The sequence below is a fragment of the Shewanella sp. BJSY2023SW005 genome, from assembly GCF_047314585.1.
Taxonomy (GTDB): Bacteria; Pseudomonadota; Gammaproteobacteria; order Enterobacterales; family Shewanellaceae; genus Shewanella; species Shewanella algae.
Map to the genome: position 1 here is coordinate 1 of NZ_JBKORJ010000025.1, position 18,496 is coordinate 18,496.

The following is an 18,496-nucleotide window of genomic DNA, read 5'->3' on the forward strand; positions in this document are numbered from 1 at the left end:
TTTGATTTCAATTTGAGAAGAGTTCATTGCACCCATATATTCGGCCTGTTACTGAGTTAAATCTCTGGCCCTGATGGATATGTGCTTCTACTTTCCTCATCATCCTTGCGGCTTCACGATGAGCCTATGGATTCAACAGGTTTTAAGTAGAACAGTCTGACTGTCTCATCATCAAATCAATTGTCACCGCAACTTGGTGATAGGTTGGCATTATCTTACTTCACAACCTGATTTATAAGCTTCATGTCGCCGGCCGATACGTTTCTTCTTTGGCCGCTATGACCCAGGCAATTCTGGCAAGCTTGTTGGCTACTGCAACGCAGGCGCGATTAAAGCCTCGACGCTCCACGAGGGCCTTCGCCCACAGGCTGAGCTTATCGGTTTTGTGCTCGCAGTGACGCAAAATGGACCTGGCACCATGAATGAACAAGGTTCGTAGATAGGCATTGCCTCGCTTACTGATCCCCAGCAGATTATCCTTGCCGCCACTGCTGTGCTGCCTGGGCACCAGACCGCACCAAGCTGAAAAATGGCGGCCATTGTGAAATGCCTTCCCCTCCCCAACAGCGGCATAAAATGCCGTCGCAGTGACAGGACCAACCCCCAAGACGGTGCCTAATCGTTGGCAGATAGGATTATCAGCATTTTCCTGCAATACCTGCTTTTCACACCCTTTCAGCCTGTTCTCAAGTTCGACAAACTCATTATACAGTCCATGGAAAATCGCTCGACCTTTGGCTGTGAGTGCATTCTCACCGTCTTCCAAAATGTCGGGCAATTGACTGCGAAAGGCCGTTTTTCCCTTTGCCAGCACGATGCCATATTCGGCCAACATGCCTCGAACCTGATTCACCAAGGCGGTGGTTTGCTGTGTGAGTCGCTCACGAACCCTGTGCAACATCTGCACATCTTGTTGTTCGATAGATTTGGCGGGCACGAAGCGCATGTTTGGTCGCTGAGCCGCCTCCGCTATGGCAAGGGCATCGTTGTAGTCATTTTTATTTCCCTGCCGATAGGGAATGACATATTGAGGAGGGATCAACTTAACCTGATGACCAAGGGCAGTAATTTCCCTGTTCCAATAGTGAGCGCCACCACAGGCTTCAATCGCGACCAGGCAAGGTTCCAACTTAGCGAAAAAACCGAGTACTTCTTTTCGTTTAAGCATTTTCTTGCGCACCAGCTTACCTGCTTTGTTGACCGCAACAGCGTGGAACACCAACTTTGCGATATCCAAACCGATGGTTGTAATCTTCATAGTGGACCCATCCTCTTTCCAGATGACTTTCAACAACTTCATCGTGGCCCATTGCGAGGCCGGTTAAAAGGGGATGGGTCCATTCCATTATCCATGGAGATAAGGGACGTATTCACGCCGAGTCACAGGATCGCCTGTGCGAGAGGCCGTTCTCAGGCGCCCTGTCCTTCACGGCATTTGGGCTTCCTGCCCATCCGCACCGCAGGTGATTGGCAGCTGCTTAGCCAGAAGCTAAGACCTAGTTTATTGGTGAGTTTTGGCTTAAAGCCATGATAGCTGCTGTGCCAGCGGCCTAAAGTCGTGGTGTTCCACACCACACCGGGCAAGGGGCTTTGCTTGTCCAAAGCCCCTTGCATCCCCAAGGACACCCCGACGTAGCCGAAATCCCCGCTGGCTTATGAAACAAATTGACTACACTCAGGACTCGCATCCTTGCTCGACCTTCGAGCCTCGACATCCCTGTCTCGGCTACGCCAATTTGCAACAACGCCAGCGGCGGCTCCGAAGGGGGGAATTGGTGCAATTCTGTGAGAACTAACTTGTTTGAAGCTACCTATATGCCCACAGGCATACACCTCATTTTCAGGCACAGGCGGAACTGTGACCGTCGAAAACAGGGATGTTTTCGTCGAGGCTACAGGGACGTATTCACGCGGTGTCACAGTATCGCCTGTGCATAAGCCTGCGGCAGGCAATGAGAAACATCCATCGCCGGAGACCCAACCAATGCTATTTGGCTATTTTGAGCTGAAAGCTATGCTAGCCGCTGTACCAGCGGCCTAACATCGTGGAGCTGGTGCAATTCTGCAAGAATTACGTTACTTGAAGTTTCTGAAATGTCAGCAAACATACACTTAATTCCCTGGCACTGGCGAAACTGTGACTTGCCGAGGAAGATTTTTATAAAGAACAGGGAAAGCGCTCAGGGAGCTGATGCAAAAAGCCGACCCTGGGGTCGGCTTTGGTATTGAAGATAAAGACCTGTACTTAGAAGCGCAGGGCTACACCTACTTTATATCTGGCTTCGCCTTCAAAGCTCCACACTGGGTAATCGGCCTTGAACTCGCTGATCACATCCTCTGCACTAATTGGGGAAACACCCGTCTGTATGCTGTCTTCTTCAGTGATGTTGACCGCTTCAAAGGTGATATCCAAATAGTCGGTTACCGAGTAGCTGGCACTGAGGTCCAAGGTCCCGTAAGACTCGTGCTGACGGTTACCGTAGAAGCCAGGCAGCTCGCGCATCATATACTCGGAGCGCCAGTTATAGGCCAGACGAGCGCTAAAGTCGTCCATCTCATAGTAACCTACCAGGTTGACGGTATGCTTGGATGAGTCAGAGAACACGCCCACACGGTCCGGATAGTTTTCTGCCGGAGAGGATGCATCGGCAAAAGTATAGTTCACCGAGTAACCCAAACCATTGTCGAAGGAGTCCTGCAGCTGCAGCTCGATACCATCTATGCTGCCGCCGTCGGCATTGTACTTCTCGCTCACAGTCCAGCAGTCATAGATACCTACGCCACAAGAACTTTCACCTTCGGTTACCAGGTTGGGATCTTCAATACCTATCTGCTGATTCAGCTTCTGTTTGGTGGTGATAAAAGAGCTGACATCCTTGATAAAGTAAGTGGCGGCAAACAGGCCCGAATCACTGAAGTACCACTCCAGACTCAAGTCGGCCTGGGTCGCCTTGAACGGTTCCAGCGCCACACTGCCACGCACCAGTTTTTCATTAAAAGGTGTACCGTCGTTGTAACCCGGCAGGGTCGAGGTAGCAAACAGCTCGGCGTAGTTGGGGCGAGAGATCACCTGAGCGGCTGAGGCGCGCAGTATCACATCCTCACTCAGATCAAAGGCGATGTTAACGCTCGGCAGTACGTCGTTATAGCTGGACTTGTCTGTGCTCAGATCGTCGGCGAACTGGCCCTGATCGTTCAGCGCGTAATAGTCAGACTCAATGTCGGTAGAGATATAACGGAAACCGAAGTTACCGCGGAATCCTTCCCCGGCAAAAGTAGCCATGGCGTACAGAGCCAGGTTCTCTTCCTGGATAGTGCCGTAACCAGACTTGTCGACGGTAAAGCCATCGATGGCCGCATAGGCATCGGCAATCATGGCATCAAATATCGGCTCAGGCAGAGTGAAACCGGCGCCGGATGACATGGTGCCATTGTAGTAGGCAGAAGCGTCCTTGGTCAGTACCTTGACGTCATTGACTATCGCCGCATCTGTCATCTGGGTGACTTCATGATCGGCATAGCTCACACCTGTCTTGATGGCACTGATAGCGCCCCAGGCTACCGGGAAGTTGAAGTCCAACTGAGCGAAGGTTTCTTCATCCGTGTTGGGCTGCTTCTTCAGCGCCCAGCCGGCAGTGGCCAATGGGTCGTTAAAGTCACCGGCCTCAAAATACTTGTTGGCGATGTCGATGTTGATCTTGTCGCCGGTGGCATCATAAATACCGGCAAAGTCAGCCGGGACACCGATTGAGTTGCCATAGTTGGCAGTCAAGTCGGTACCGCCCTCTGCTTCGGTGCGGCCTATACGGCCTTCAACGGTGAAGTTATCCGCTTCATAGTTAAAGTTGAAATCCACTGTATCCGAGCTCATGCTCGCCTTACGGGCCCAGGTTTGTGCCCAGGCAAAACCGCCCTGATCGCTGTGATTTATCTTGGTACAAACGCCGGCGGCATTGACCTGTTCACAGGTGTAGTCGCCTCGCTGAGTGGGAAACAGGAAGATGGAGGTGTTGGCGTTGTTGGCATCCAGCTCCAGATTCATGTAGTTGAGCCCCAATTCCAGTCTGTCGGTGGGACGATACTGCAACACCAGATTGATTGCGGTGCGCTCACGATCCTGTTGGAAGGTGGTTGGCACTATCTCACCCCAGCCAAGCAGGGTTTCGATGCCATTGCGCTGGTAGTCCGTCTGGCTCCAGGAACCTGCCAGCAATACACCGAAGTTTTCATCTTCGTTTTTCCAGCTGTAGAGACCGGAGGCTTCAGGATCTATCTCTTCCGAGACGCTACCATAGTCCCCTTTGGCGCTCAGGAAAACCGAGTTGGCATCCAAATCCAGCGGTTTGCGGGTGTTGATGATGACAGTGCCGCCTATGCCCCCTTCGGCAATATCGGCCTGGGAAGATTTGTAGACTTCAATCGAGCCCACCATCTCTGGCGGCAGCAAGGTGTAGTTGAAACTGCGGTCGATGGCCTGCTGATCGAACCAACCGGTAGAAGCTACCGAGTGGCCATTAAGCTGGGTACTGGTCAGCTGCGCCGAGGCGCCGCGAATAGAGACCTGTTGCCCCTGACCGAACTGGCGGTTAACGGCAACCCCTGGAATACGTCCCAGAGACTCCCCCACATCACTGTCGGGGAATTTACCTATATCTTCTGAAGTTACCGCATCGACCACGGCATCTGAAAAACGCTTGGTATTGACCGAAGCCTTCATCGAGGCACGCATGCCGCGGACTTCAATTTTTTCAATATTGGCAGTTTCGTTGCTGTTGTTATCTGCTGCCTCGGCAGCCAGCGCGCCAACAGATACCGCTCCCCCAAGGAGGATAGCGATATTCGCAGCGAGGGCAGTTTTCTTAAAGGTAGATGTTCGCATCTCGTTTCCCTTCCATCACTTTATTATCTTTTTTGTTGCCATAACCATTCCCTTCAAGAGAATGACAACGCTGTCATGTCTGGGGATAAACATTACACAATAATTAACAGTCTTGCCACAACAAAATAACGCCAGAGTGAATAAAAACTGTCATATTGCTGTGTTAATGGGAGAAAACAGATTTTTATTCTGGTCAAAAACTGTCCAGGCAGAAGTTTGTGTAACCAAGCGCGTTAACAATAGCGGGAAACGAATTTATATAATGACCTAATCACTAAGGAAGTCGGATAACGCCGAAAGCTAATTGCTGTGCAAGCCACTCTCTACAAAAGAGAAGGCCATGAGGACTTATTCGCAACTTCCCTAAATTCTGCGTTGCCAAACTGGCTAAAAGTCAGCAGTATAAGATGCTCGACAAGCGGCCATGCCGCTTCCGGCCCCCGCTGGCTGTGAGTATTCGCCTGACATCTCGGACTAAGTTGAATGAAAGTAACCATCAATGACGTGGCTAAATATGCCGGCGTTTCCATCAAGACAGTATCCCGGGTCACCAATAATGAGCCTTCGGTTAAACAGGCCACTATCGACAAGGTCAACGCTGCAATCAAGGCGTTGAATTACCAGCCGAATTTAGCTGCCCGCAACCTGGCTGCCACCAGTTCTTATGTCATAGGCTTCGTCTATGACAACCCCAATGCCTACTACATTATCGATATGCAGAACGGTATTCTTTCCGCCTGTCGGGACAAGGGCTATGAGCTGCTGATCCACCCCTGTGATGCCAAGGCCGATGGTATTTGTGAACAACTGACCACTATGGTGAAACATGCCCGCCTGGCCGGACTGGTACTAACGCCGCCGCTGTCGGAAGATCCCAAGGTACTCTCCGCCCTGGATGCCATAGGCGCCAACTATGTTCGCATCATGGCAGGTGACAGAGTAAAGGCCGATACCGGGCTGGCGGTATTGGTTAACGACAGATCCGGCGCCGTGGCCATTACCCAACATCTTATCGATCTCGGGCATCGGCAGATCGCTTTTCTCAGCGGCGACTATCATCACCAATCCACCAAGGAGCGTCTCGAAGGTTATCGTCAGGCCTTGAGGGATAACGGCCTGGACGAGTCTCCCGAGCTGATTGTCGAGGGGGAATATTCGTTTGAATCCGGAGTTGAAGGTGCCAAGAAGCTACTCAAAGGGGCTAACCGGCCCAGCGCCATAGTGGCCTGTAACGACGAAATCGCCGCCGGAGCCCTGTTTGCCGCCAGGCTGGAAGGGGTGGATATTCCCACCGAGCTCTCGATTGTCGGCTTTGAGGACAGTCCCTTCTCACGCCAAACCTGGCCCAAGTTGACCACAGTGCATCAGCCCAACGGCAAGATTGCCCAGATAGCTACCGAGCTGTTGATCGCCAATCGCCGTGAGCAGAGCGCTCGCAGCGAAATCTTCACTCCAGAGCCGGTTATCAGAGACTCGAGCGCCAGGGTGCAAGCAAGCTGAAATTCCAGCCACTAAAAAAGGCGCTCTACTGATCGCCTTTGCGATAAGATTCAAAATCACTTTATCAATGCAGCTTGAGTTTGGGCCTGTGCCACTTCAGCAGCCGCTGTGCCAGACGATACACCAATGCCGAAAACCAACCGTACAAACTCGCCAGATGGCGTTGATACAGGGACATGTACATCATCCGCGCCACGTAACCCTCAATAAACAGGGAGCCGGATCTCAGGTTGCCCATCAGATTGCCCACCGCCGAGAAACGGCTCAGTGACACCAATGAACCATAGTCGCGGTAGACAAAAGGATTTTCTGCCTTGCCCTTCAAGCGGTTGAGAATATTCTTATACAGGGTTTCCGCCATCTGCGATGCGGCTTGGGCCCGGGGAGGCACAGGCTTGCCGTTGTCCTGCACCAAAAAGGCGCAGTCGCCCAAGGCGTAGATATCCTTGTGGCCCTTGACCCGCATACAGGCATCGACCTCGATAAGGTTACGGTTATTGACCGGCAACTTATCAAACTGCTGCAGTACATCCGGCCCCTTGACGCCGGCGGCCCACACCTTAAGCCCGGCAGGGATCAGCACATCTTCCTGGGTAATAAAGCCCTGCTTGGTCACCTCTTTGACCTGCACCCCTATGTGCAAGCGTACTCCGATATGATCCAGTACAGACTGGGCTCTGGAGCTCACCTTGTCCGGCAGAGCCGGCAATATCTTGGGCGCCGCCTCAATCAGGTGAATTTCCAGATGATGCTTGTCGACATTGAGGTAACCGTATTCTTTGACCGAGTCCAGCACATGATGCAACTCGGCGGCCAGCTCAACCCCGGTCGCGCCGGCGCCCACTATGCCGATACTGAGCTTTTCGCTGGTTTCATCCAGCAGTAACAGGTTGTCCAGCAACTTGTGGTGAAATTGATTGGCGCTGTCGAGGCTGTCGAGGAAGATACAGTGCTCTTTGGCACCCGGGGTGTTAAAGCTGTTGGCCACCCCGCCGATGGCAATCACCAGATAGTCATAGGGCAACTCACGCTCGGCGATAATCTGCTCGCCGTCATCATTACTGACTCCGGCCAGGGTGATGGTCTTGGCCTCGGGATCGCATTGCAGCATTTCACCGCGCAGGAAGCGATAGCCATTTTTCAGGCCATGGTCACGATACAGCAAGCCTTCTACCGATTGATCTATCACCCCAACGGCCACTTCGTGCAGTTTGGGCTTCCAGATATGTACCGGACTCTTGTCTATCAGGGTTATTTCAGCCTCTTCCTTCAGGCCCAATTTGCGTCCCAGCTTGGAAGCCAGCGCCAATCCTCCGGCGCCGCCGCCCACAATTAAAATCCGCTTACCGGTCACAAATTCCCCCAAGAGTATGAACTAATGCAAGATAGTCTTTTATAACATGATCCTGCTCAAAAATAACCTGAGTTCTAAATTAATATTTCTTTATATATCACTGATGCAGGTGAATATTTGCCATCATTTCCTGTCGCTCAAGGCTGGTGTAATGCCACCTTGGTGCGCTTCAAACTGTAGAACATCCACAGACACAATAGGCTGCTGCAGGATGCCAAGGAGATCCACACGCCCGGCACCCCAAAGGCCCAGGCAAACACCCAGAGGAATAGGCCTATCAGCAGCAACTTGCTGCCCGTGAGTATCGAGGCCTCTGCCGGACGATTGATGGCCTGGAAGAAACTGGCTCCCACCAAAATCAAGCCTTCCATCGGCAAGCCCCAGAAATAGAGATACATGCCCTCAATGGCAACCGGGGCCAGGGTCGGGTTGTCACCGGCAAACAGATACACCATCCATTCCGGGCGGCTGTAGATAAGCACCAAGCCCAGCAAGGCGCAGATTAAGGTGACGGAAAACGCCATTTTGGCGGTCTGCTTGACCCTGTCATATCGGCCGGCACCGGCATTGAAGCTGAGAATGGGTTGTGTGCCGAGGGCTATGCCTTCAAACACAAAATAAAACAGGGCTTCGGTATAACTCACCACGCCATAGGCGGCCACATGCAGCGATGTGCCTGTCCAGAGCAGCGCCATGTTATGCATGGTCAATACAATCGACAGATAGAGATTCATCAGGAAACTGGGCATCCCCAGCTTGACGATTTCCCAAACCAGCTCCAGGCTCAGTTTCATCTGCTGCCAGTCGATATTGAGCCGGGTGCGCTTGCCAAAGAAATGTTGCAGACACAGGCCGCCGGTAACCGCCTGGGACAACATGGTAGCAATGGCGGCGCCGGCAAGGCCAAAGGGAAAGACCACAATAAACAGCCAATCCAGCAGGGTGTTAAGCACGCCCCCAAATACCAGGATCCAGGTGACGAAACTGGGGCGACCGTCATTACGCAAAAGCGCCGAGAAGGCCATGGAGATGATGGGGAAAATGCCTAAGGCAAAGTACCAGAACAGGTATTGGTAGGCGCCTTCATAGACCTCACCTTCGGCTTTCAGCCAGCGCAGAATGTCGTCGGTCAGCATGGTTCCGGCAAGCGACACCACCAATGCACTCAACAGACAAAGACTGAAGGTATTGCCGAGAATTTTTCTGGCCCTGGCAACATCACCGCGGCCAAGATTGATGGAGATAAGCGCGGCGCCGCCCATGCCCAAAAGCGCACCGAGCGCATAGAGAATGGCGCCCACAGGGTAAGCCAGCATAATACCCGCCAGACCCGTTTCCCCCAGGTAGTGGCCGATAAACATCCCGTCTATGGTGACGTAAATTCCGGTCACCAACATGGACATCACAGTGGGGACTGTGTAACGCCAAAAGAGTTTACTGACAGGTTGCTGCAGTAAGGCGAGATCCTGCTCAGTCTGTGGGCTGTTTGGGGTCATGACGCTTTCTCAACATCAAAGGTGTTAAACCATAAGTTCGATATCAGAGGCCATATTAGGAGACGACAGCTCGGCCTCCATTCAAATTGGCACTCCGAAATCAATCACCTCGGAAAAAGTGGATGGCGGATTGTACCCGAGTTATCAGCCTGGATGCCACAGCCTTCAATAGGCCGTTATTCGGCGACTTTCATGGCGAGCAGTTGCTGCTCCAAAGATTCAGGCTGCAAAGGGGCGCGACTGATGATTTCCAGCCTGGAGTCCATGGCATCATCGAGCTCTTCAACGCTCAATTCACCGTCGAGCATATTGAGCGCCGCTATGCCGTCTTTGGTGATCATCACAGCTTTTAGCCGCACCACATCGAGTGCCTTGGCCCAGCGATAGAGGCGCTCGAGATCGAACAGCCAATCCGGAGCAAAAATCCAGCCATAGCTGTAACAGCCCTCGCCTTTATTACTTTTGAACACTATGCCGCGAGCGTCCCACTCGGGTGCTTCCGGGCTCTGCGGCTCGACGCCGAGTGGCTTGATGGCAAACACACCGGCATTTTGCCGCAGCAGCCCGGCGCCTAAGGAAGTGGCTTTAGTGTTCAGATTGGCCTTTGCCGGCCGAGCCAGCGCCCGCAACAATTCATCATTGAGCTTCTGCTCTTTGGACCAGTAAAACAGCTCCCCTTCCAGTTGCTGAGCGGCAATAAAGGCGGCTATTTGTTCCCTCAAGTGTGCAGCTAGCTGCACACTCTCCTGATCACTTTCCGGCTCATTCCCTTGCTCACTTTGCGGCTCCCCCTCAGACAGAACCATTGGCTCTTGCTGTTGCCAAAGGTCCTGCTTGCCGGCCAGCAGGATATCGGCTATCTGCAGCTGGGAGAGAAAGTTCTCATGTTCGGTATAGCGCTTGTCACTGAGTTTGCGCGGGTCAAACAAACAGATACTGGCCTTGAGGCTGAGCACTTCGGCAAACTGTTTCGAGCTTAGGGTTTTCAAAATCTCTTTGGGATGACCAAGGCCTGTTGGCTCTATCAGTAATCTGTCGGGTTTGGCCCGGGCAAGCAGCTGAGTCACCGCCACTTGAGTCGGCACCCCGGCAGCGCAGCACAAACAGCCGCCGGGCACTTCTCGTATGACAACGCCGGAGTCACTCTGCCCCATCAGACCGGCATCTATTCCTATTTCACCGAACTCATTGACCAATACCGCCCAAGTCTCGCCCGCAGGCTTATTGGCCAGCAGCGCTTTAATAAAGGTGGTTTTGCCTGAGCCGAGAAAGCCGGTGATCAGATTGGTGGCAACGGGTTTGAGGATCATCTGTGACTCCATTCCTTACAGCATTGAGGCAGCAGAGTGTAACCCAAGCAGGGAAAGAGTTAGCTCGAAATTGTAAACAGATGCAAAATGGGCGCGGATAGCGCCCATTTCTGTGAACCTGACCGGTTAGGGCTTGAGTTCGTGATCCACTATCGGTGTCAGCCCCTTGGCACGATTTTTCATGGCATCCTCCAAGTCAAAGCCGCTGGCACGCCAGCCTTTGGCCTCAGCCGCAGAGAAGCTCTGCAAGTGCCACTCTTTGGCATCTTGGAGTTTAAAGCCTGCATCCTGCCAGGCGCCTGCGCTTGAGGCATCGAAACCGGCAACATGCCACTGCTGGGCGCTTCGGGAGTCAAAACCTGCTTCTTTCCAGGAGGCTATCTCGGTTGAACTCATACCGGACCAGTCTTTGGGAATGGAAGTGCAAGCCACAAGCATACTCAACCACAGCAAGATCACTAATTTTCGCAACATACTCATCTCCTGATACCTTTACTATTCCTTAAGCTAAGGGGGCTGCGCTGCCGACGGCTTATTGAGGCAACGCATTGAGTATAGCAGGGCAGATTGCATTATCTGCGTCTTGGGCCTTTGGGAGCCTGGCCCTTGCGACCGGGTTTATGGCCCCTGTGAGTCTTGGCATGTCGGGGGTTCTCTATTGGCTGTAAATAGCGCTCCGGCAGCGGCGCGCCCTTCTCGTAACCCGGCAGTACTTCTCTTGGCAGCTTGTAACCGAGCAGGGCTTCTATTTCAGCCAGTTTTTGCTCTTCGGCCGGGCTCACCAAAGAGATGGCTTCACCGCTGCGCCCGGCTCTGCCGGTGCGGCCGATGCGATGAATATAGTCATCAGCCTGGGATGGCAGCTCGAGATTGATAACCCTTGGCAAGGCCGGAATATCCAGGCCTCGAGCCGCGACATCGGTTGCCACCAATACCCTAACTTCTCCATCGATGAACTGCGCCAGAGCGCGGCTGCGGGCGCCTTGAGTCTTGTCACCGTGAAAACAGGCACTCTTGATGCCGTCGAGTTTCAGCTCTTGCTGCAACTGCTCGGCACTCTCCTTGGTACTGACAAAGGCCAACACCTGTTGCCAGTTGTTGCGACCAATAAGCTCGGCAAGCAACTCGGCTTTACGACGATAATCCACCGGATACACCTTTTGCTGGATCTGCGCCTGAGTGCGGCTCTCTTTATCTACTTCAAACCATTCTGGCTTATCGAGCAGCTTGTGCCCGAGGCGCTTGACCGCCTCGGGGAAGGTCGCCGAAAACAGCATGGTCTGATGCCCATCTGGCAGATAGCGCCCCAGACGCTCAATATCCGGCAAGAATCCCAGGTCCAACATGCGGTCGGCCTCATCCAGCACCAGGGCCCTAACCTTATCCAGCCTGAGATGATCTTGGCTCAGGTGATCGAACAGCCGCCCCGGCGTCGCCACCAGCACCTCAATACCGGCCGCTATCGCCTTGCGTTGAGGGTTGAAGTTGGCGCCGCCGAAAATGGCCAAAATGCGAAATGGCGTATGGGCGGCGTATTTACCCAACTGAGTCGCCACTTGCTGCGCCAGCTCGCGGGTTGGTGTCAGGATAAGCACTCTGGGAGCGGCGCCATACTCAGGCTCAGCGAGCCCCTGTTGCTGCCACTTGTCAATCAAGGCGGCCAACAGCGGCAAGCCAAAAGCCGCGGTTTTGCCTGTGCCTGTCTGGGCCGAAGCCATAATATCCCGTCCGGCCAATGCCGCCGGCAATACCTGCTGCTGCACCGCCGTCAACTCACGATAGCCGCACTGGGCAACGGCTTCGAGCAGCGCTCCCGGCAGCTGGGTTTCAGAAAACTGCATCTTCAACACCTGAAACATAAAAAGGTCGGCGAGTATACCGCAAACACAAGTTATCAGCTGGCATTTCCACCACCTATGACCTGATGCTTGCCAAGATACTTTTGCTCAAAGCCTTCGATATCCAACGCCTGGGAGTAGAGGTAACCCTGGGCATAGTCGCAGCCTATGCGGGTCAAGATCTCGGCCTGACCGGCTGTCTCTACCCCTTCGGCTATCACCTTCATCCCCAACTTGTGCGCCATGACTATGATGGCTTCACAGAGGGTCAAGTCACTCTCATCTGTTTCCAAATTACGGGTAAAAGATTGATCTATCTTGAGATAGTCGATATCAAACCGCTTCAGATAAGCCAGGGAGGAATAGCCGGTGCCAAAGTCATCCAGAGACACCTGAATGCCGGCATCCCTATAGGCCAACAGCTTTTCGGTCACTCCCATATTGGCATCCAGCAACAGGCCTTCAGTTATCTCTATACAGATCCCCGAGCCAGAGACACCCAGACTTGTCAGCAGCTCCAGCCACTCGGCAAAGCGGTTGCCTTCGTCGCGAAACTGGATTGGCGACTTGTTGATACTGATCTGCACCTCGCTCCCATAAGCCTCGCGCCAGGCGGCACTCTGACGCGCCGCCTGCTCAAACACCCAGTTACCGATTTCAAAGATAAGCCCTGTGTCTTCTGCCACAGGAATAAACTCAGCCGGCGAGACACTGCCGCGCTCACTGTGATTCCAGCGCAGCAAGGCTTCGGCCTTGAACACCTTACCGCTGCCCAGCTCGACTATGGGTTGGAACCTGAGTTCGAATTCGCGCCGCTCCAATGCCTGACGCAAATCCTGAATAAGCCGCATCCTGTATCTGGCGTATTCCTGCATAGAAGCAGTGAAATAGTTGAAACGGTTGCGGCCCTGATCTTTGGCGGCATACATGGCCTGATCCGCATGTTTAAGCAACAACTCCACTGTCTGACCATCATCGGGATACAGGGTAATGCCGATACTGGCGCTGATAAAGGCGGTTTCATCGCCCAACTTGAAGGGCTCGGCCAGACTGCTGAGAATATGGTTGGCAACCCGCTCGACCCCGTTATGATCCTGCACATCCGAGAGCAGCAAGGTGAACTCATCGCCGCCGAGTCTGGCCACCACGTCGGACTCACGCACACAGGCCTGCAGCCGCTCCGAGGTTTCCACCAGCAGTAAATCCCCCATGTCATGACCCAGGGTATCATTGACCTCTTTGAAGAAATCCAGATCCAGAAACAGCAGCGCAAAACCATGGCCATGGCGCTTGGCCTTACGGATTTCATTGCCAAGATGCTCGGTGAACATGCGCCGGTTCGGCAAACCTGTCAGGGCATCATAGTTGGCCTGACGCCAGATAAGACGTTCATTCTGCTTCTTGTCGGTGATATCGGAAAACAGCGCCACCCTTCTCAGAGGGGTATCATCCGTGCTGTGAATGGTATTGATGCTGAGCCAAATCATTATCTTGCGGCCATCACTGCAGCGCAGCCACATCTCTCCCTGCCAGCGCCCCTTGTGGCTGAGATCATGATTCAGCTCACGGTAAAACCTCTCATCGTGGTCGTCGCACTTGAGCATATCTATGTTACTGCCCAGCACATCTTGTGGCTGATACCCTGTGATGGCGCTGAACGCCGAATTGACCGTCATTATGGTGCCGACATCATCCAGCACACTCATCGCCTCGCTGGAATTTTCATAGACGGAAGCCGCCAGCTTGAGTGAGGCTTCCAGCTGTTTTTGCTCGGTAATATCCACATGCACGCCGCAAACCCTGAGAGGCCTGCCCTTCTCGTCACGACTGACCACCTTGCCGGTATCCTGCACCCAGCGCAGTTCGCCGTCCGGACGGATCAGCCGGTACTGCACCTTGTGTTGCTCGGTTTTGCCCGCCAGGTGCTCATCCAAAGAGCGCAGTACCCAGGCCCTGTCCTTGGGATGAATACCATCTAACCACAGGCGTTTGTTGTCGTTGAGATTGTTAAGGGAGCAGCCGAGAATTTCGGCACTGCGTTTGTTGCGCACTACGGTATCCTTGACTGGGTCCCAGTCCCAGAAGCCGAGTTGACCGCTTTGCAGCACCAGCTCCAACTGATCGCGACTGGCGGCAATCGCCTGCTCGGCCAACTTGGCCGAGGTAATATCGATATAGCCGGCTATCACCAACTGTACCTGCTGATGATGGCGCTGACAGGCCACAGTCATATGGGTATAGACATACTGCCCCTGCTTGGAGACGAAGCGTTTTTCCATCTCATATTCGTCGATTTCACCATCCAGCATCCGCCTGAATTGCGCCATGTCGGCGGGCAGATCATCCGGGTGGGTCAGCTCAGACCAGGTCAGTTGCGACAACTCCTGCTCTGTGTAACCCAACATCCGGCACATGTGGGGGTTTATCTTGAGCCAGCGTTGATCCGGCGAGGTGATGGAAATCCCTATGTTGCCCACATGGAACTGGGAGCGAAACAGAAAGTCATCCTGCAGCCGAATGCGGTTGTCGCGCTCAAATTCCAGCCGCCGCGACAGCAAGCGCCCCAGCAACACATTGGTGAGTGGGAACAAGGTCAACAGAGGCAAACTGATACTGGCAAGCACCCCTTTGGCGGTTTCCCAGGGCAGCAGTAACATCCAGGCCAGCATAACCAGATGCACCAACAGGGAAAAGCCGGCCAGCTCCGGGTAGCCTATATCGGCGAGGGATTGCTTGCGCCGTTTGCGCCACAACAGGCCTATCAAGCCGCTGGAGAAGATCACTCCAACACCAATCCAAACAGCACCGCCACCGAGATAGATGCGAAAAGCGGCGGTAATCACGCAGGCGATTATGGTCGGCAGGCCGCCGAAAAACAGGCCTGAGATACTTAAAAGTACGGAGCGACTATCGAAGAATATCCCCGGCTCATAGCTCCAGGGGGTAAGCATCACCGCAATACAGATGCCACCGATAATGACGCCAATCAACAAACGCCACAGCAGGAAGTACTCCCGCTGCTGCTGTCTGGGAATAGCATCATACATAAACACCAATGCCAGCAAAAATGCGGCATTTTGTGCCAAAGGAAGGAAAATGCTCTGCTCCATCTGCCCCCTAGCCTGTGAATAACAAAGAAGAAATCTACAGGTCTAGTGTAGCAGAGCACCTTCGGAAACCTGACTAATTTATGGCGCTTTCCACTAGGCGCCGCTCATCCTTGCTGCAACTTTCCACCTGGTAGAGTTGGGTCATATAAAGCCTTGCGCTGTCTTGCCATGAAAAGCGACTGGCGGAGGCTCTTTTTCTAAGAGCATTCCAGTTGGCTGTGGAATAGAGCTCCAAGGCCCGGGACAGGGCGTCGAGCAGCGCCTTGGCCTGTTCATCCAGCCCGGCCCCCGAGAATACCAAGCCATTGTCACCGTCGCTGATGGTATCGGCCAGCCCGCCTGTGGCATGCACCAAGCAGGGTTGGCCTGCTCTCAAAGCCAGCATCTGGCTGATACCGCAAGGCTCGAAGGAGCTTGGCATCACAAACAGATCGCCGCATTGATAGAGGGCATCGGCCAGCTCCTGATGATAACCATTGATAAAGCGAAAATTGCTGTTGCTCGCGGCGATGCGGCCAAAGAGTGCCGCTATCTGCTCATCGCCGCTGCCAAGCAGCCAAAAACAGGCGCTGTCGCTAAACTGCGCCAGCCTTAGCAGCAGCTCTTCCAGCACTGTCTTGCCCTGCCAGGGATGACACAACAAGAGTAACTTCTGTTCAGTGAGCCTGCCAACCGAAGTCAGCAGCATTCCCGGTGAGTCAGATATCTGCCCCAAGCGGATTTGAGCAATCATATCTGCCGGCGTCACGGCTTCGCTGCGCCCGAGTTTACTCAATAATGCCTCTGTGGCTATCTTGGACAGTTGCAACTTGAGTTGCCGCCGCTTGCCGGCCGCGAGCGGTAGTCCTTTTTGATAGTCACAGCCGTTGAGAATGCCGAACACCTGGCCAAGCTTGGCTTTGGCCTGCAGGTCAGCCTCCAATCCCTCGCCGCCAAAGAAGCCCAGTTCAGGCTGTGACGGACGCAGCACTTCCTTGGCGTAAGTCGCCGAGACCAGATGGATAACATCGCAGAACTGAATCGCCGCCCGCAGCGGATTGATGCACCCGGGGTAGCGGGTATCCAGCGCCAGTTGCAGTTTGGAGTTTACCCCTTCGGCCAACAGCCAGGGATACCAAGCTGCCAGGGAAGATGCCTCGCCGGCAAGCGGCCGCACACCCTGCATCGCCAGGTTGTGAATACTGAGGACACAGGGCACTTTTGATAGGCCGCGATAGGCGGGATCCAGTGCTCTTAACATGGCAAAACCGCCGCAGTGCCAGTCGTGCAGGTGAAACCTGTCCGGCAGCGGCAATAATCCCTGTTTCAGCGCCGCCGCCACTGCAGCGCCGAAGAGGGCAAACTTGCCTGCATCTGTGGCAAAGGGGCGCTCAGGGCCATCCAGGCTGTAGACTTCACGCTTAACGCCGCAAAAACCTTCATGAGCCAGAAGATAGATCCACAACCCCTGGGAGTCAGGCTGAACCGCCGGATTGGCGATACGAAATAGCCGCGCCCGGGTGGTGCCTGCGCCGAAAGCAAATTCAAACTCGCACAGAAAATCGGCCCCCTGCTCCTTGGCCAAAAAGCCATAGTCCGGCATTATGATATGCGCCGCCACGCCTTGGCTTTGCAGCGCCGGAGGCAACTCGGCCAGCACATCGGCCATACCGCCGACTTTGGCACCGGCCAGGGCGGCGTTTTCCGCTGCCAACATCAACACCTGCAGTTTTACTTTCGCCGCCATTATTCGTACCCCACAGGCAGTCCCAACATGTCGCGGGTCACCAGCACTACACCGTTTTCCGAGACCCGAAAACCCTTGGCCCTGTCGTGGTCATGGTTGAAGCCTATCTCCATCCCCTCGGGGATAATGCAGCCCCGGTCGATAATAGCCTTGCGAATGCGGCAATGACGCAACACCACCACATCGGGCAGGATCACTGAGTCTTCCACCTCTGAGTAAGAACAAACCCTTACCTCATTGAAGAGAACACAGTGGCGCACAGTGGCACCTGAGATAATGCAGCCGCTGGAAACCACAGAGTCCAGCGCCATGCCGCGCCTGTCATCATCGTCAAATACAAACTTGGCCGGCGGCAGTTGTTCCTGATAGGTCCAGATGGGCCATTTGGCATCATAGAGATTGAGCGCCGGCGTCGGCGACAGCAGTTCCATATTGGCTTGCCAGAAAGAATCCAGAGTTCCCACATCGCGCCAGTAGGCCTGCTCATTGGGAAAAGCGCTGCGAAACGGATAGGCATAGACCCGGTGCTTTTCTATGATGGCCGGAATAATGTCCTTGCCGAAATCCCGGTTGGAATCGGCGTTCTGGGCATCTTTTTTCAGCTGTTCAAACAAAAACTCTGTGTTGAACACATAGTTGCCCATGGATGCCAGGCAGGATTCGGGGTTATCCGGCAAGGGCCTGGGTTCGACCGGTTTCTCTTCAAACCCCAGAATACGGTTGCTGCTGTCCACCTCCATCACCCCGAAGGCGTTGGCCGCTTCGGCCACCGGCACCTCCATACAGGAAACCGTCATATCGGCGCCGGACTCGGCATGAGCGGCCAGCAGCCCGGCGTAATCCATGCGGTAGATATGATCGCCCGAAAGCACCATCACATAGCGCGGCAGCTCGTGACGTATGATGTCTATGTTCTGAAACACAGCATCGGCCGTGCCCTGATACCAGTTGTCCGAATAACGTTGGGACGCCGGCAATATCTCCACCGACTCCCCCAACTCCTTTTTGAAATGCCCCCAGCCGCGGGTCACGTGGCGGATAAGCGAATGGGACTTGTACTGGGTCACCACCCCTACCCGGCGGATCCCCGAGTTGATGCAGTTGGACAGCGGAAAGTCGATGATCCTGAACTTGCCGCCAAAATAGAGCGCCGGCTTGGCCCGCCAATCGGTCAGCTCATGGAGGCGGGAACCCCGGCCTCCGGCCAGGATCAGGGCATAGGTTTCACGGGTAAGGTTACTGATATAACGCGGACTCGGATTCGGCATAAAAGCGTGCTCCCA

The 18,496-nt window shown here is 54.1% G+C and carries 11 protein-coding genes; 1 reads left to right on the forward strand and 10 read right to left on the reverse strand.

Features of this window, described 5'->3' with window-relative positions:
* Positions 1-241: 241 nt before the first annotated feature.
* Together ACMHXI_RS07235 and ACMHXI_RS07240 are read right to left on the reverse strand one after the other, a co-directional pair.
* Positions 242-1,258 carry an IS110 family transposase gene (locus ACMHXI_RS07235; RefSeq protein WP_039034405.1) on the reverse strand — a complete coding sequence of 339 codons (1,017 nt, stop codon included), beginning with the start codon at positions 1,256-1,258 and terminating at the stop codon, positions 242-244.
* Positions 1,259-2,245: 987 nt separating this feature from the next.
* Positions 2,246-4,879, reverse strand: coding sequence for a TonB-dependent receptor (locus ACMHXI_RS07240; protein WP_208184505.1), 2,634 nt, complete (start codon positions 4,877-4,879; stop codon positions 2,246-2,248).
* A 483-nt stretch (positions 4,880-5,362) separates the two neighbouring features.
* On the opposite strand from ACMHXI_RS07240, the gene ACMHXI_RS07245 reads away from it, so the two are divergent.
* A complete protein-coding gene (locus tag ACMHXI_RS07245; protein ID WP_028779001.1) occupies positions 5,363-6,379 on the forward strand; it encodes a LacI family DNA-binding transcriptional regulator in 1,017 nt (338 codons plus the stop codon).
* A gap of 64 nt (positions 6,380-6,443) precedes the next feature.
* On the opposite strand, the gene ACMHXI_RS07250 is transcribed toward ACMHXI_RS07245, so the two are convergent.
* From ACMHXI_RS07250 to glgC, 8 genes are all read right to left on the reverse strand, one after another.
* Positions 6,444-7,733 carry an NAD(P)/FAD-dependent oxidoreductase gene (locus ACMHXI_RS07250; protein ID WP_101059094.1) on the reverse strand — a complete coding sequence of 430 codons (1,290 nt, stop codon included), beginning with the start codon at positions 7,731-7,733 and terminating at the stop codon, positions 6,444-6,446.
* 137 nt (positions 7,734-7,870) lie between these two features.
* Positions 7,871-9,229: an MATE family efflux transporter gene (locus tag ACMHXI_RS07255; RefSeq protein WP_062794005.1), complete on the reverse strand. Its 1,359-nt coding sequence runs from the start codon at positions 9,227-9,229 to the stop codon at positions 7,871-7,873.
* A 176-nt stretch (positions 9,230-9,405) separates the two neighbouring features.
* Positions 9,406-10,539, reverse strand: a complete 1,134-nt coding sequence (locus tag ACMHXI_RS07260; protein ID WP_208184504.1) for a CobW family GTP-binding protein — start codon at positions 10,537-10,539, stop codon at positions 9,406-9,408.
* 126 nt (positions 10,540-10,665) lie between these two features.
* Positions 10,666-11,013, reverse strand: a complete 348-nt coding sequence (locus ACMHXI_RS07265) for a hypothetical protein (RefSeq protein WP_243882047.1) — start codon at positions 11,011-11,013, stop codon at positions 10,666-10,668.
* Positions 11,014-11,111: 98 nt separating this feature from the next.
* Positions 11,112-12,380, reverse strand: a complete 1,269-nt coding sequence (locus tag ACMHXI_RS07270; RefSeq protein WP_208184503.1) for a DEAD/DEAH box helicase — start codon at positions 12,378-12,380, stop codon at positions 11,112-11,114.
* Between the two features lie 53 nt (positions 12,381-12,433).
* Positions 12,434-15,487, reverse strand: coding sequence for an EAL domain-containing protein (locus ACMHXI_RS07275; protein ID WP_144167539.1), 3,054 nt, complete (start codon positions 15,485-15,487; stop codon positions 12,434-12,436).
* A gap of 73 nt (positions 15,488-15,560) precedes the next feature.
* Positions 15,561-17,213 carry a glycogen synthase gene (locus ACMHXI_RS07280; protein ID WP_413734546.1) on the reverse strand — a complete coding sequence of 551 codons (1,653 nt, stop codon included), beginning with the start codon at positions 17,211-17,213 and terminating at the stop codon, positions 15,561-15,563.
* Positions 17,213-18,481 carry a glucose-1-phosphate adenylyltransferase gene (glgC, locus tag ACMHXI_RS07285; RefSeq protein ID WP_044733960.1) on the reverse strand — a complete coding sequence of 423 codons (1,269 nt, stop codon included), beginning with the start codon at positions 18,479-18,481 and terminating at the stop codon, positions 17,213-17,215. Before glgC ends, ACMHXI_RS07280 begins: the two co-directional genes overlap by 1 nt.
* Between the last annotated feature and the right edge of the window lie 15 nt (positions 18,482-18,496).